At 71.0% G+C, this 14807-nt stretch carries 11 protein-coding genes; 6 read left to right on the top strand and 5 right to left on the bottom strand.

From position 1 onward, the window contains the following. The first annotated feature begins 30 nt into the window (after positions 1–30). The 4 genes from OG965_RS13095 to OG965_RS13110 all read left to right on the top strand — a co-directional run bounded on the left by OG965_RS13095 (position 31) and on the right by OG965_RS13110 (position 4810). Positions 31–1383: a DUF2252 domain-containing protein gene (locus tag OG965_RS13095; RefSeq protein ID WP_371652215.1), complete on the top strand. Its 1353-nt coding sequence runs from the start codon at positions 31–33 to the stop codon at positions 1381–1383. A 55-nt stretch (positions 1384–1438) separates the two neighbouring features. Continuing rightward, the gene (locus tag OG965_RS13100; RefSeq protein ID WP_371652217.1) at positions 1439–2128 is read left to right on the top strand and encodes a hypothetical protein; all 690 of its coding nucleotides are present in this window, start codon (positions 1439–1441) and stop codon (positions 2126–2128) included. 91 nt (positions 2129–2219) lie between these two features. Continuing rightward, on the top strand, positions 2220–3032 hold the full coding sequence (locus tag OG965_RS13105) for a thioredoxin domain-containing protein (RefSeq protein ID WP_371652219.1): 813 nt from the start codon (positions 2220–2222) through the stop codon (positions 3030–3032). Between the two features lie 128 nt (positions 3033–3160). Then, complete coding sequence (locus tag OG965_RS13110) at positions 3161–4810, top strand: alkaline phosphatase (protein ID WP_371652220.1); 1650 nt, start codon at positions 3161–3163, stop codon at positions 4808–4810. Between the two features lie 10 nt (positions 4811–4820). On the opposite strand, the gene OG965_RS13115 is transcribed toward OG965_RS13110, so the two are convergent. Continuing rightward, a complete protein-coding gene (locus OG965_RS13115; RefSeq protein ID WP_371652221.1) occupies positions 4821–5390 on the bottom strand; it encodes a dienelactone hydrolase family protein in 570 nt (189 codons plus the stop codon). A 30-nt stretch (positions 5391–5420) separates the two neighbouring features. Here OG965_RS13115 and OG965_RS13120 point away from each other — a divergent pair, with 30 nt between their 5' ends. Continuing rightward, entirely contained in the window at positions 5421–6488 is a 1068-nt protein-coding gene (locus OG965_RS13120; protein ID WP_371652222.1) for a mechanosensitive ion channel family protein, read from the top strand. A gap of 162 nt (positions 6489–6650) precedes the next feature. Here the strand turns inward: OG965_RS13120 and OG965_RS13125 are convergent, their stop codons facing one another. The 4 genes from OG965_RS13125 to OG965_RS13140 all read right to left on the bottom strand — a co-directional run bounded on the left by OG965_RS13125 (position 6651) and on the right by OG965_RS13140 (position 11006). Further along, complete coding sequence (locus OG965_RS13125; RefSeq protein ID WP_371652223.1) at positions 6651–8237, bottom strand: Na+/H+ antiporter; 1587 nt, start codon at positions 8235–8237, stop codon at positions 6651–6653. A 188-nt stretch (positions 8238–8425) separates the two neighbouring features. After that, positions 8426–9367: an RluA family pseudouridine synthase gene (locus OG965_RS13130; RefSeq protein WP_371652224.1), complete on the bottom strand. Its 942-nt coding sequence runs from the start codon at positions 9365–9367 to the stop codon at positions 8426–8428. A gap of 52 nt (positions 9368–9419) precedes the next feature. After that, the gene (gene lspA / locus OG965_RS13135) at positions 9420–9986 is read right to left on the bottom strand and encodes a signal peptidase II (RefSeq protein ID WP_371652225.1); all 567 of its coding nucleotides are present in this window, start codon (positions 9984–9986) and stop codon (positions 9420–9422) included. Between the two features lie 60 nt (positions 9987–10046). Then, a complete protein-coding gene (locus tag OG965_RS13140; protein ID WP_371652226.1) occupies positions 10047–11006 on the bottom strand; it encodes a TraR/DksA family transcriptional regulator in 960 nt (319 codons plus the stop codon). A 587-nt stretch (positions 11007–11593) separates the two neighbouring features. Here OG965_RS13140 and ileS point away from each other — a divergent pair. Next, positions 11594–14746, top strand: a complete 3153-nt coding sequence (ileS, locus tag OG965_RS13145; RefSeq protein WP_371652227.1) for an isoleucine--tRNA ligase — start codon at positions 11594–11596, stop codon at positions 14744–14746. Positions 14747–14807: the final 61 nt, after the last annotated feature.

The following is a 14807-nucleotide window of genomic DNA, read 5'->3' on the forward strand; positions in this document are numbered from 1 at the left end:
CCGCACGTACGCACCAGGAGGCACCCGGCGATGTCGGTCCCGCAGCACACCACCGAGGAGCGCGGCGAGCAGATCCTCGCCGTCTTCGGCACCGCCTTCGGCGAGCTCCTGGCCGCCGACCCGGCCGCGTTCCGGGTCAAGTTCCGCAAGATGGCGGCCTCCGCGTTCGCCTTCTACCGGGGCACGGCCTGCCTGTTCTACGCGGACCTCGACGCGGAGAACGCCGGGCGGGGCGGTGGGAACATACACAGCGGTCCGTACCTGGACGAGCGCACCGGCCGGGTGTGGATCCACGGCGACCTGCACGCCGAGAACTTCGGCACGTACATGGACGCCAACGGCCGGCTGATCTTCAACGTCAACGACTTCGACGAGGCGTACGTGGGCCCCTTCACCTGGGACCTCAAGCGCTTCGCCGCCTCCCTGGCCCTGGTCGGCCACGCCAAGGCGCTCAGCGACGAGCAGATCACCGAGCTGGTGCGGATCTACGCCGCCGCCTACCGCGAGCGGATCCACGCCCTCGCGACCGGCGCCAAGGATGACGAGGTCCCCGCGTTCACCCTGGACACGGCCGAGGGGCCGCTGCTCGGGGCGCTGCGCTCGGCACGCGCGCGTACGCGCTTCTCGCTGCTCGACTCGATGACCGAGATCCGCGAGTACGAGCGCCGCTTCGCCGAGGACGACGGCTCGATAGAGCTGGACGCGGCGACCCGCTACAAGGTCCTGGCGGCCTTCGACGGCTACCTGGAGACGCTGCCGGACTCCAGCCTGCTGCGGCCCGACTCGTACCGGGTGAAGGACGTCGTCGGGCGGCGCGGCATCGGGATCGGCTCGGCCGGTCTGCCCTCGTACAACATCCTGCTTGAGGGCCACAGCGACGCGCTGGAGAACGACGTCGTGATCTACATGAAGCAGGCGCAGACCCCGGCGGTCTCACGTCACGTCACCGACCCCGCGGTGCGCGGCTACTTCCAGCACGAGGGCCACCGCACGGTGATCTCGCAGCGCGCCCTCCAGGACGCGGCCGACCCGTGGCTGGGCTGGACGGAGCTGGACGGGGCGGGCCAGCTGGTCGCCGAGGTCTCGCCGTACGCGGTGGACCTGGACTGGTCGGACATCGACGACCCGGAGCAGATCGCGGCGGTCGTCGCGGACCTGGGCCGCGCCACCGCCACCATGCACGGTGCGGCGGACGACGAGAGCGGCCACTCGGAGCTCGTTCCGTTCTCCACCGAGCGGGCCATAGACGCGGCGATCGCGGCCGACGAGGAGGGCTTCGCGGACCTGTTGGTGGACTTCGCGCACGCTTACGGGGCACGGGCGCGGGCCGACCACCAGATCTTCGTCGACCTGTTCCGTAACGGTCGGATTCCGGGTCTTTAGTCTCACGGAATTCTTAGGCCCTGCTGACAGCGGGCCGTGGCAGACTTCCAGACCGATGGACGTATCAGGGACGCGGCTCAGAGCGGCACGCGCGGCGCTTTTCACGGCGCTCGTCGTGGCGCTCTCCAGCGCGTCCCACGTCCTGCTCTCCCGCGTCCCGCTGCCGGTGCCCCTGGTGGCCGGCGCGGCCGGCGCCGTGTTCCTGATCGCGTACGCGCTGGCGGGCCGGGAGCGCGGCTTCTGGTCGATCGCCGGACTGCTCGTCCCGCTGGAGCTCGCCGCCGACACCGTCTTCTCGACCGGCCAGCACGTCTGTTACGGGCCCTCCGGCGGCCCGGTCGCGGGCGCGCTGCGGTCGGTGGGCGTGAACGTGCTGTGCGGCGGGAGCGTGGGCACCGAGCTGCCCGGCGTCGCCGGGTCCCGGGCGGGCGCGGCCGTGCTGCTCGGCGGGCCGGGACCGGCCGTGCCGTGGCTGCTGCTCGCCGCGCACGTGACGGTCGGGCTGCTCGCCGCGGCCTGGCTGCGGCGCGGCGAGGCCGCTCTCGCGCGGCTCGTGCGCACGGTCGGGGTGCTGGCGTTCCGGCCGCTGCTGCTCGCGGTCGCCGTGGTGGGCGGCGCGATCCGTCCCGTACGGGCGCGGGTGCGGCCCGTACGGCGCGCGGGGCCGCCGTCGCGCGCCCGGCTGCTCGTGCACTCCGTGGGACGGCGGGGACCGCCCCGCCCCGCGCTGCTCACCGCCGTCTGAGCGACGGCCCTTCCGAGCACGGCGACCCGACCGCACGGGTCCCCCTCAGCACTTTCTCACCTGCCCTACCTGCCACACGGAGAAAACGATCATGAGCAAGCGCAACAGCCAGGCCAACAAGGCAGCCGCCCGTGAGCGGCTGAAACTGGAGCGCGAGCGCCAGGCCAAGAAGGACAAGGTGCGCCGCCAGGTGGTCGTCGCCGCCTCGATCGTCGGCGTCCTCGCGATAGCCGGCGGCGTCGGCTACGCGGTCATGCAGGCCAACAAGCCCGGCGCGTGGGACGCGGCCAAGGACAAGACGCTGGTCAAGCCCGCCAACACCACGGGCACCGACGGCACCACCGTCGTCATCGGCAAGCCGACCGCCAAGAAGACGCTGGAGATGTACGAGGACGCGCGCTGCCCGGTCTGCTCGGTCTTCGAGCAGCAGGTCGGCGCCACGGTCAAGAAGGACGTCGACGCCGGCAAGTACAAGATCCAGTTCATCGGCGCCACCTTCATCGACAACGGCAGCCCGGGCACCGGCTCCAAGAACGCGCTCAGCGCCCTGGGCGCCGCGCTCAACGTGAGCCCCGAGGCGTTCATGGAGTACAAGGCGCAGCTCTTCTCGGCGAAGTGGCACCCGGCCGAGACCACGGACAAGTTCAAGAACGACGACTACCTGATCCAGGTCGCCGACAGCGTTCCGGCCCTCAAGGGCAACGCCAAGTTCCAGAAGGACGTGCAGGACGGCACGTTCGACAAGTGGGCGCTCACCATGTCGAAGAAGTTCGACGACAGCGGTGTGACCGCCACGCCGACCCTGAAGATGGACGGCAAGAAGATCACCGGCGCGAACAGCGACAACGCCCCGCAGGACCCGGCCGCATTCACCGCCGCCATCGACAAGGCCCTGAAGGGCTGACGCCGCTCCGGAGGGCCTTCGGCGGGTCCGGGCGCTGACGCGCGCTCAGATGGCCGCCGGCGAACGGGCAGACAAACTTTTGCCGTGAGTCTGCCCGTTCGCGCTACCCATCAGTAAGGTGTGCGGCTGTGACCAGTCGATTCACCTCATCCCCCACGCGCCGCACGGTCGTCAAGGCCGCTGCCGCCACCGCTGTCGTCGCCGCGCCCCTCGTGGCCGGCGCGACCGCCGCCGTCGCGGACTCCGCTCCGGCCCCCGCCTTCCTGCACGGCGTCGCCTCCGGCGACCCGCTGCCCGACGGCATCCTGCTGTGGACCCGGGTCACCCCCGCTCCCGACGCGGTGCCCGGCTCCGGCAAGGGCCCGGACACCGAAGTCTCCTGGGAGATAGCCGAGGACAAGGGCTTCGCGCGAATAGTGGCCCAGGGCCGCACCACCGCGACGGCCGCCTCGGACCACACCGTCAAGGCCGATGTGCGCGGCCTGCGCCCGGCGACCGCGTACTGGTACCGGTTCGCCGCGGGCACCGCGCTCTCCCCCGTCGGCCGTACGCTCACGGCCCCCGCCACGGACGCGGCGGCCGCCAACGTCCGGTTCGGCGTGGTCTCCTGCTCCAACTGGGAGTCCGGCTACTTCTCCGCCTACCGTCATCTCGCCGCCCGCGCCGACCTGGACGCGGTGCTGCACCTGGGCGACTACATCTACGAGTACGCGTCGGGCGCCTACCCCGAGGCGAAGTACGTCGTACGACAGCACGAGCCGGCCCACGAGATCCTGAACCTGGCCGACTACCGCACCCGGCACGGCAAGTACAAGACGGACGCCGACCTCCAGGCGATGCACCACGCGCACCCGGTGATCGCCATCTGGGACGACCACGAGTTCGCCAACGACGCCTGGTCGGGCGGGGCCGAGAACCACACGCCCGGCACCGAGGGCGACTGGGCGGCGCGCGTATCGGCCGCCAAGCAGGCGTACTTCGAGTGGATGCCGGTCCGCCCCTCGATCGCGGGCACCACCTACCGGCGCATCCGCTACGGCAAGCTGGCCGATCTGCACCTGCTCGACCTGCGCTCCTTCCGCTCGCAGCAGGCGAGCGTGGGCAGCGGCAAGGTGGACGACCCGGAGCGCACCCTCACCGGCCGCGCCCAGCTGGACTGGCTCAAGTCGGGGCTCTCGGCCTCCAACGCCGCCTGGCAGCTGGTCGGCACGTCCGTGATGATCTCGCCGGTCGCCTTCGGCGCGCTGCCGGCCGAACTGACCGCGCCGCTGGCGGAGTTGCTCGGCCTGCCCAAGGAGGGCATCGCCATCAACGTCGACCAGTGGGACGGCTACACGGACGACCGCCGCGAGCTCCTCGGCCACCTGGTGGACAACGGCATCAAGAACACCGTCTTCCTCACCGGCGACATCCACATGGCGTGGGCCAACGACGTACCGGTGAAGGCGGGCACCTACCCGCTGTCGAAGTCGGCGGGCACCGAGTTCGTGGTGACGTCGGTGACCTCCGACAACCTGGACGAGATGCTCCACGTCGCCCCGCACACCGTGTCGCTGGTGGCGGCGGCCGCGATCAAGGCCGCCAACCGCCATGTGAAGTGGGTCGACATGGACTCGCACGGCTACGGCGTCCTCGACGTCGACGCCCAGCGCTCGCAGATGGACTACTACGTGGTCTCCGACAAGCGGAAGCAGGACGCCACGTCCGCGTGGACCCGCTCGTACCGGACGCTCAACGGCAGCCAGAAGGCCGAGCGGGTCTACTCGCCGGTGGTCTGACGCTCGCGGGTCAGAGCGACGCGAGGAAGCCGAGAGCGACGGCCCAGCTCTTCTCGGCGGCCTCTTCGTCGTAGTCCGGCAGCTCAGGATCGGTGTACAGGTGCCCGGCGCCCGGGTACCTGTACACCTCCGCGTCGGCGCCGATCCGGCCCATGCGCAGGTACCAGGTGTTCAGCCAGTCGTCCGTCTCGAACGGGTCCGGGTCCGCCACGTGCAGCTGTACGGGCAGCTCGTCCACCGAAGCGCCGTCGGCGATGTCGGCGGTGCCGTGCAGGAGCAGCAGCCCGCGCGCCTTCTCGTCGCCGAGCGCGAGGGTCTGGGCGAGCGAGCCGCCCAGCGAGAACCCGGCGTAGACCAGACCTTCGTCGGAGTGCGGGGCGGCGGCCAGGATCGCGCGCTTGAGCAGCTCGTCGTTGCCGATCCCGTCGCGGATCGTCATGCCCTCCTCCAGGGTGTCGGCGGTGCGGCCGTCGTAGAGGTCGGGCACGTGCACCACGTGCCCGGCGGCGCGCAGCCGCTCGGCCGCCTCGTGCACGGCGGGCCGCAGGCCGTACGCCGAATGGAAAAGCATGATGTTCATGAGGCCATGGTGCCAGCTACGGTCGGGGGCATGGAGAACGTGCTGCGTCCGTTGATCGTGATCGGCGGCTCGGTCGTGCTCACGCTGGCCCTCGTGTGGCTGGCCGACCGGCTGCTCCGCCAGGCCGACGCCCGGCACAGCGAGACCCCGCTGTGGGGCCTGCTGCGCCGCTGCCGCGTCCCGTTGCAGGTCGTCGTCCTCACCGCGCTGCTGAGAGGCACCTACCGCCAGATCAAGTGGAACCCGGTCCAGGACCACGACGCGGGCCTCGGCCAGCTCCTCTCCCTCGTCCTCATCGGGGCGAGCGCCTGGCTGGTGGTGCGGATCGCGGCGGCGGTCGTGGAGGCGTCGTACGCGCGGTACGCGGCCTCCGCGCTCGACCCGGCGCGGGTGCGCCGGGTCCGTACGCAGGTGACGCTGATCCAGCGCGTGGTGACGGCGGTCGTGGGCGTCGTCGCGGTCGCGTCGATGCTGCTGACGTTCCCGGCGATGCGGACAGCGGGGACCTCGATCCTCGCCTCCGCGGGCATCATCGGCATCGTGGCCGGTGTGGCCGCCCAGTCGACGCTCGGCAACCTCTTCGCGGGGCTGCAGATCGCGTTCGGCGACATGGTGCGGATCGGGGACACCGTGGTGGTCGACGGCGAGTGGGGCGTGATCGAGGAGATCACGCTGACCTACCTCGCGGTGCGCACCTGGGACGAGCGGCGGCTGACGATGCCGGTGTCGTACTTCACCAGCAAGCCGTTCGAGAACTGGTCGCGCGGCGGCGTACAGATGACCGGCACGGTCTTCTTCCACCTGGACCACGCGGCCCCGGTGGCGCTGATGCGCGAGAAGCTGGCCGACATCCTGCGGGAGTGCCCGGCGTGGGACGGCCGCGAGAGCGGCCTCGCGGTCACCGACACCACCCCGTCGACGATCGTGGTCCGCGCGACGGTCACGGCGAAGGACGCGGGCGACATCTGGACGGTACGGGTCACAGTCCGCGAACAGATGGTGACGTGGCTCCACGACAACCACGCGTACGCCTTGCCGCGCATCAACACGGACCGGGACGCGGGCGAGCCGCACGGGCAGAACGGACGTGCCGGCTAGGGGCGCGGGGAACTGCGCGAGCAACCCACCACTGCGCGCAGACGAACGAAGCGGGGTGCAGTGGCCGCAGGCCCCGCAAAGGGGGTCCGGGGCGAAGCCCCCGGGAAACCACCTCGACCCCCACCCACCCCCGGAGGGTCCAGGTGAAGGGGCGGGGTGGGGTCATCGAAGGCTGCGCACATCCAGCTGGCGCAGGACCCGGTCGACGATCTCCGGGTCCGCGCCCGCCTCGCTGCGCGCCGACAGCACCTCGTGGCGCGCCGCCGACATCATCTCCCGCTGGATCCGCTGGACCGTCCGCAGCCGCTCCACCCGCTTCGCGTACGCCTCCCGCCGCTCCACGTCGACCATGTCCGGGCTGATGCGCGCCCCCACGTCGTACGCCCGCCGCAGAAGCTGCTCCATGACCTCCTCGGGCAGCTCCTCCACGTCCTCGATCTCCCGCAGCCGCCGCTTCGCCGCCTTCGCCGCGCGGATCGCGAGCTCCCGCTCCAGCGCCCGCTCGGCGTCGGTGTCGGCCTGTACGCCGAGCCGCCGCACCAGGGACGGCAGGGTCAGGCCCTGGAGCACCAGCGTCACCATGATCACGCAGAAGGCGACGAAGACGATCTCGTCGCGCGCGGGGAACGGCGAGCCGTCGTCCGTCTTGAACGGGATCGCCAGGGCGAGCGCGACCGAGGCCACCCCGCGCATCCCCGCCCACCACATGACGATCGTCTCCCGCCAGGTCGTGGGGATCTCCTCGTCGTAGTCCCGCCGTGTGTGCAGCCGCTTGGCGAGCCAGGTCGCGGGCAGCAGCCACACCAGCCGTACGCCCACCACGACCCCGACCACGACCGCGCCCCAGCCCGCCATCTCGCCCACGCGGCCGGTCGCGGTGCCGAACACGTTGTGCAGTTCGAGGCCGATGAGCCCGAACGCGATCCCCGTCACCAGGGTGTCGACGATCTGCCAGAACGTGGCCCCGGCGAGGCGCCCCTGGACGTCGTCGGCGTCCACCGCATGCTCGGCGAGGAACAGCGCGAGGGTGAGCACGGCGAGCACCCCGGAGCCGCCGAACTCCTCGGCCAGCACATAGCCGACGAACGGCACGAGCAGGGTGAGGCCGATCTGGAGTGTGGCGTCGTCCAGCAGGCCCATCAGCTTGTTGGCGGTCCAGCCGAGGACGAGACCGACCACGACCGCCACCACGGCGGAGAGCACCAGCTCGCCCACCGCCTCCGGCCAGGAGAAGTCGCCGCTGACCGCCGCCGCGATCGCCACGTGGTAGAGCACGATCGCGGTGACGTCGTTGAACAGCCCCTCGCCCTCCAGGATCGACACCAGCCGGCGGGGCAGCCCGAGCGAGCCCGCGACGGCGGTGGCGGCGACCGGGTCGGGGGGCGCCACGAGGGCGCCGAGGGCGACGGCGGCGGCGATCGGCAGTCCGGGCACGATGGCGTGGGCGACGGCCGCCACGGCCGCCGTGGTGACGAACACCAGGGCCACCGCGAGCAGCAGGATCGGCCGCACGTTGGCGGCGAACTGCCGCCAGGAGGTGCGCTGGACGGAGGCGTAGAGCAGCGGCGGCAGCACGAGCGGAAGGATGAAGTCCGGCGGCACGGCGACGTTCGGGACGAACGGCAGCAGGGCGAGGACCCCGCCGAGGAGCGTCATCAGGACCGGCGCGGGCAGCCCGAGCCGGTCCCCGACCGGAACGGTGACCACCGCTCCGAGCAGAAGCACGAACAGCAGGGCCAGCTGATCCACGGATGCCCTCCGGGCGGCGAGGCGATCAAGACCCCCAGCGTGCCACGCGCGTCACCGGATAAAGCTGCGGACCGTGCTGGGTTGCTCGCGCAGTTCCCCGCGCCCCGGACTACCCAGGGGCGCGGGCAACTGCGCGACCAGCCACGCACGGTCCGCAGTCGAAAGAAACAGGCCCGACGCCTACGGCGTCACTCGCTCTCCGCCCGGATCACGTCCAGCGCGTGCTGGAGGTCGTCCGGGTAGCCGCTCTCGAACTCGACCCAGCCGCCGTCCGACGGGTGCTCGAAGCCGAGGCGCACCGCGTGCAGCCACTGCCGGGTCAGGCCGAGGCGCTTGGCGATGGTGGGGTCCGCGCCGTACGTCAGGTCGCCCACGCACGGGTGGCGGTGGGCGGACATGTGCACGCGGATCTGGTGGGTGCGGCCCGTCTCCAGCTTGATGTCGAGCAGCGAGGCCGCCCGGAACGCCTCGATCAGGTCGTAGTGCGTCACCGACGGCTTGCCCTCGGCCGTGACCGCCCACTTGTAGTCGTGGTTGGGGTGGCGGCCGATGGGGGCGTCGATCGTGCCGCTCATCGGGTCCGGGTGGCCCTGCACCAGGGCGTGGTAGCGCTTGTCCACGACGCGGTCGTGGAACTGCCGCTTCAGATACGTGTACGCCCGCTCCGACTTGGCGACGACCATCAGGCCGGAGGTGCCGACGTCCAGGCGGTGGACGATGCCCTGGCGCTCGGCGGCGCCGGAGGTGGAGATCCGGTACCCGGCCGCCGCGAGGCCGCCGATGACCGTGGTCCCCGTCCAGCCCGGGCTCGGGTGGGCGGCGACGCCGACCGGCTTCACGATCACGACGATGTCGTCGTCGTCGTGCACGATCTCCATGCCCTCGACCGGCTCGGCCACGATCTGCACCGGCGCGGGCGCCTGGGGCATCTCGACCTCCAGCCACGCGCCTCCGCGGACCCGCTCGGACTTGCCTACCACCGAGCCGTCGACCTGGACCTTCCCCGCCGCGGCGAGCTCAGCGGCCTTCGTACGGGAGAACCCGAACATGCGGGAGATGGCGGCGTCGACGCGCTCGCCCTCCAGACCGTCGGGAACGGGCAAGGTGCGGATCTCGGGAAACGTACTCACCCGTCGAGTATGCCTTGTCGCACCGACAACCCCGGCCCGAGCGGGGTGCGGCTCAGTCCTTGTGGACCGTTCCGTCCGGGTCCAGGCCGCGGAAAGAGAGGATCACGATCAGGAAACCGCCGCAGACGATCGAGGAGTCGGCCAGGTTGAAGACCGCGAAGTGGGCCGGCGCGATGAAGTCGACCACCGCGCCCTCGAAGACGCCCGGGGAGCGGAAGATGCGGTCGGTGAGGTTGCCGAGCGCGCCGCCGAGCAGCAGGCCGAGCGCGATCGCCCACGGCAGGCTGTAGAGCTTGCGGGCCAGCCGGAAGATCACCGCGATCACCGTCGCCGCGATCACCGTGAAGATCACGGTGAAGGCCTCGCCCATGCCGAACGCGGCGCCCGGGTTGCGGATCGCGTTGAGCTCCAGCAGGTCTCCGACGATCTCGATCGGCTCGTGGTGCTCCAGCCTGGCCACCACGAGCATCTTGCTGCCGAGGTCGAGCAGGTACGCGAAGAGCGCCACCGCGAACAGCACGGCGATCCTGCGCCTGCCCTTGGGCCGCTCGTCGGGAGCCGCGGCCTCGTCGGGCCCTTCTACGTCCGGCGTACCGATGATGCGCTCCGCCTCTGCCACGTGAGTCCCTCAACCCTAGGTACCTGACTGAGGACGAGGGTACGACACACGCTTACGGAGTCAGCCTCGGCGTTCCTGCTTCTGCTTGTCCTCGACGCAGAGGGTCGCGCGCGGGAAGGCCTGCATCCGCGCCTTGCCGATGGGATTGCCGCAGACCTCGCAGTAGCCGTACGTACCGGCGTCGAGCCGCTCCAGGGCCCGCTCGGTCTGCTCCAGCATCTCGCGCGAGATGGCGGCGAGCGCCATCTCGTGTTCGCGGGTGATGTTCTTGGTGCCGGTGTCGGCGTCGTCGTCGCCCGCGCCGTCCCCGGAGTCCCGCATCAGCCCGCTCAGGGCGGTCTCCGAGGCCTCGATCTCGGCCCGCAGCCGCAGGACCTCGCTGGTCAGCTCGGTGCGCGCCTCGGCGACCTCGGCGGGCGTCCACGGGGCCTCCCCGGGCCGTACCGGCAGCTCGCCGGGCACCCCGGCGACGACGGTACGGGCCTTGGGCACGGCCGACGCCGCCGTGGACTTCCTGGCCGCCGCTTCGCCGGCCGTGTTCTTGGCTACCACCTTCTTGGCTCCCCTCTGCTCCGCGGCCTCGGCCGCCCCCTTGGCCGCCGTTGCGGCCTTCTTCGCTGCCGAGCCGGCAGCCTTGCCCGATACCGCTTTCTTGGCGGACGCCTTCTTCTCGGCGGCAGCCTCAGTGGCCGGAGCGGCCTTTTCTACGGCAGCCTCCTCGGCCACGGCTTTCTTTGCAGCGCCCTTCTCGGCCACGGCTTTCTTGGCCGGAGCCTTCTTGGCAGCGGCCTTCTTGGCCCCCGCCTCTTCAGCCGCGGCCTTCTTGGTCGCGGCCTTTTTCGGCGTGGCCTTCTTGGCGACGGCCTCCTTGGTCGCGGTTTTCCCGGCCGGTGTCTTCTTGGCCGCCGCTTTCCTCGGGGCCGCCTCCTTCTTGGCCGCGGTCTTCTTCCCGGACGAGTCCTCCGTAGCGGCCCTCTGCACCGCGGCCTCGGACGCCAACGCGGTCTTCTTAGCCACCATGGCCGCGGCCCCTTCACATATTGTGATCTTGCTCGCGAATCGTGCTGGGACGATAAATCGACCCCAGGCCCGCGGCAACGGGGCACGCCGCCGGTCCGGCCCCGCGCGACCTGCCCGGAGACGAACCTGCATCCGTTGTGCCCAGCTCTCCGGCCGGTAATCCGCCTCACGGGCGGCGCCGGACTCCGTCGGACCACGTATGCCCATTCGGGTCATGTACGCACGCGTGGGGACCGTCCGGCAGACCTCCGCTCCGGCCGCGTCGAAATCCGGTCGGCCGCTGTCGGTGCGGGCCCGTACACTGGGCGCAGCGAGAGGCGTGAATGGGACGAGTAGCGTCGTACGCAGCCAAGAGCGATCCGGGGACGGTGGGAGCCCGGAGGCGAGCGCGATGTGAAGATCACCCCGGAGCCGCCGGAAGAAAGCACCCCCGGGTGCGAGTAGAACCGGCTTCGCGACCCCAATGAGGGGGCGGTGTTCCGCACACCGCCAAGGAGGGTGGTACCGCGGGAGCGCGGGGCCGTGAGACGGCCGGGGCTCTCGTCCCTCCGACGGAAACGTACGACGATCCGCCGGAGGATGAACGGATGTCGCAGTACCGCCAGGTGCCCGCCCAGGTCGACCTGCCCGCGCTGGAGCACGCCGTGCTCGACTTCTGGCGCGAGGCGAAGGTCTTCACCAAGAGCCTCGAACAGTCCGAGGGCCGCCCCGAGTGGGTCTTCTACGAGGGCCCGCCGACCGCCAACGGCATGCCCGGTGCCCACCACATCGAGGCCCGCGTCTTCAAGGACGTCTTCCCCCGCTTCCGGACCATGCAGGGCTACCACGTGGCCCGCAAGGCCGGCTGGGACTGCCACGGCCTGCCGGTCGAGCTCGCCGTCGAGAAGGAACTCGGCTTCAACGGCAAGAAGGACATCGAGGCGTACGGCATCGCCGAGTTCAACGCCAAGTGCCGCGAGTCCGTGACCCGCCACACCGACGCCTTCGCCGAGCTCACGACCCGGATGGGCTACTGGGTCGACCTGGACGACGCGTACCGCACCATGGACCCGCAGTACGTCGAGTCCGTGTGGTGGTCCCTGAAGGAGATCTTCAACAAGGGCCTGCTCACCCAGGACCACCGCGTCGCCCCCTGGTGCCCGCGCTGCGGCACGGGCCTGTCCGACCACGAGCTGGCGCAGGGGTACGAGACGGTCGTCGACCCCTCGGTCTTCGTCCGCTTCCCGCTGACCGGCGGCCCCCTCGCGGGCGAGGCGGCGCTCCTGGTGTGGACGACCACGCCGTGGACGCTGGTCTCCAACACCGCCGTGGCCGCCCACCCCGAGGTCACCTACGTCGTCGCCCGCCGTACCGACGGCGAGGACACGGAGAAGCTGGTCGTCGCCCAGCCGCTCCTGGAGAAGGCGCTCGGCGAGGGCTGGGAGGCCACCGGGCAGACCTTCACGGGCGCCGAGATGGAGCGCTGGACCTACCAGCGCCCCTTCGAGCTGATCGAGTTCCCGGCCCCCGCCCACTACGTGGTGAACGCCGAGTACGTGACGACCGAGGACGGTACGGGTCTGGTCCACCAGTCCCCCGCCTTCGGCGCCGACGACCTCCTGGTCTGCAAGGCGTACGGCCTGCCCGTGGTGAACCCGGTCCGCCCCGACGGCACCTTCGAGGAGGACGTCCCGCTCGTCGGCGGCATCTTCTTCAAGAAGGCCGACGAGAAGCTGACCGAGGACCTCAAGGAGCGCGGCCTCCTCTTCCGTCACGTCCCGTACGAGCACAGCTACCCGCACTGCTGGCGCTGCCACACCGCGCTGCTCTACTACGCGCAGCCGTCCTGGTACATCCGCACCACCGCCGTCAAGGACGCGATGCTGCGGGAGAACGAGAAGACCAACTGGTTCCCGGACTCGGTCAAGCAGGGCCGCTTCGGCGACTGGCTGAACAACAACATCGACTGGGCGCTCTCCCGCAACCGCTACTGGGGCACCCCGCTGCCGATCTGGCGCTGCGAGGACGACCACCTGACCTGCGTCGGCTCGCGCGCCGAGCTGAGCGAGCTGACGGGTACGGACCTCTCCGCCCTGGATCCGCACCGCCCGTACATCGACGACGTCACCTTCACCTGCACGGCCGAGGGCTGCTCGCACACGGCGGTCCGCGTCCCCGAGGTGATCGACGCCTGGTACGACTCGGGCTCGATGCCGTTCGCGCAGTGGGGCTACCCGTACAAGAACAAGGAACTGTTCGAGAGCCGCTACCCGGCGCAGTTCATCAGCGAGGCCATCGACCAGACCCGCGGCTGGTTCTACACGCTGATGGCGGTCGGCACCCTGGTCTTCGACAAGTCGTCGTACGAGAACGTGGTCTGCCTCGGCCACATCCTCGCCGAGGACGGCCGCAAGATGTCCAAGCACCTGGGCAACATCCTGCAGCCGATCCCGCTCATGGACCAGCACGGCGCGGACGCGGTGCGCTGGTTCATGGCGGCCGGCGGCTCCCCGTGGGCCGCGCGCCGGGTGGGCCACGGCACCATCCAGGAGGTCGTCCGCAAGACGCTCCTCACGTACTGGAACACGGTGGCCTTCCAGGCCCTGTACGCGCGCACGTCCGACTGGGCGCCCAGCGCGGCCGACCCGGCCCCGGCCGACCGCACGGTCCTGGACCGCTGGCTGCTGAGCGAGCTGAACACGCTGGTCGACCAGGTGACGCAGGCGCTGGAGGCGTACGACACACAGCGCGCGGGCAAGCTCCTGTCGGCCTTCGTGTACGACCTGTCCAACTGGTACGTGCGCCGTTCGCGGCGCCGGTTCTGGCAGGGCGACAAGGCGGCGCTGCGCACGCTGCACGACGTGGTGGAGACGGTCACGCGACTCCTTGCCCCGCTGACCCCGTTCATCACCGAGCGGGTGTGGCAGGACATGGTGGTGCCGGTGACGCCGGACGCCCCGGAGTCCGTGCACCTCTCCTCCTGGCCGAAGGCGGACACATCGGCGATCGACCCGACGCTGTCGCAGCAGATGCTGCTGGTGCGGCGTCTGGTGGAGCTGGGCCGCGCCACGCGCGCGGAGTCGGGCGTCAAGACGCGCCAGCCGCTGTCGCGCGCGCTGGTGGCCGTGGCGGGCTTCGAGTCGCTCTCGCCGGAGCTGCACGCGCAGATCACGGAGGAGCTGAACGTCTCGTCGCTCGCGTCGTTGAGCGAGGTCGGCGGCTCCCTGGTGGACACGACGGCCAAGGCCAACTTCCGAGCCCTCGGCAAGCGGTTCGGCAAGGGCGTCCAGGACGTGGCCAAGGCGGTCGCGGCGGCGGACGCGGCGGCGCTGTCGGCGTCCCTGCGCGACACCGGGACGGCGGAGGTGACGGTCAACGGCGAGCCGGTCTCCCTCGCTCCGGACGAGGTGATCATCACGGAGACCCCGCGTGAGGGGTGGTCGGTGGCGTCCGACTCCGGCGCGACGGTCGCGCTCGACCTGGAGATCACTCCGGAGCTGCGGCTGGCGGGCCTGGCCCGTGACGCGATCCGGCTGATCCAGGAGGCGCGCAAGAACAGCGGGCTTGATGTGGCGGACCGGATCGCGGTGCGGTGGGAGTCCTCGGACGCGGAGGTCGTCTCGGCGCTCTCCGCCCACGCGGGCCTCGTCGCGGAGGAGGTCCTCGCGGTCGACTTCGCGTCGGCGCCGGCGGACGCGTCGTACGGCGCCCCGTTCACGGACGAGCCCCTGTCGCTGACGTTCCGCCTACGCAAGGCGTAACTTCCGGCCGGCATCGGAGCGGCCCGCCCCCTGGAAACACCGGGGGGTGGGCCGCTTTGTT

The sequence above is a fragment of the Streptomyces sp. NBC_00224 genome (assembly GCF_041435195.1).
Taxonomy (GTDB): domain Bacteria; phylum Actinomycetota; class Actinomycetes; order Streptomycetales; family Streptomycetaceae; genus Streptomyces.

Excerpts from the sequence above, each read along its gene's own strand:
- OG965_RS13120 (WP_371652222.1), top strand. The coding sequence starts at position 5,421 with ATGGAGAACGTGCTGCGTCCGTTGATCGTGATCGGCGGCTCGGTCGTG.
- ileS (WP_371652227.1), top strand. The coding sequence starts at position 11,594 with ATGTCGCAGTACCGCCAGGTGCCCGCCCAGGTCGACCTGCCCGCGCTG.
- OG965_RS13095 (WP_371652215.1), top strand. The coding sequence starts at position 31 with ATGTCGGTCCCGCAGCACACCACCGAGGAGCGCGGCGAGCAGATCCTC.
- OG965_RS13105 (WP_371652219.1), top strand. The coding sequence starts at position 2,220 with ATGAGCAAGCGCAACAGCCAGGCCAACAAGGCAGCCGCCCGTGAGCGG.
- OG965_RS13100 (WP_371652217.1), top strand. The coding sequence starts at position 1,439 with ATGGACGTATCAGGGACGCGGCTCAGAGCGGCACGCGCGGCGCTTTTC.
- OG965_RS13115 (WP_371652221.1), bottom strand. The coding sequence starts at position 5,390 with ATGAACATCATGCTTTTCCATTCGGCGTACGGCCTGCGGCCCGCCGTG.
- OG965_RS13140 (WP_371652226.1), bottom strand. The coding sequence starts at position 11,006 with ATGGTGGCTAAGAAGACCGCGTTGGCGTCCGAGGCCGCGGTGCAGAGG.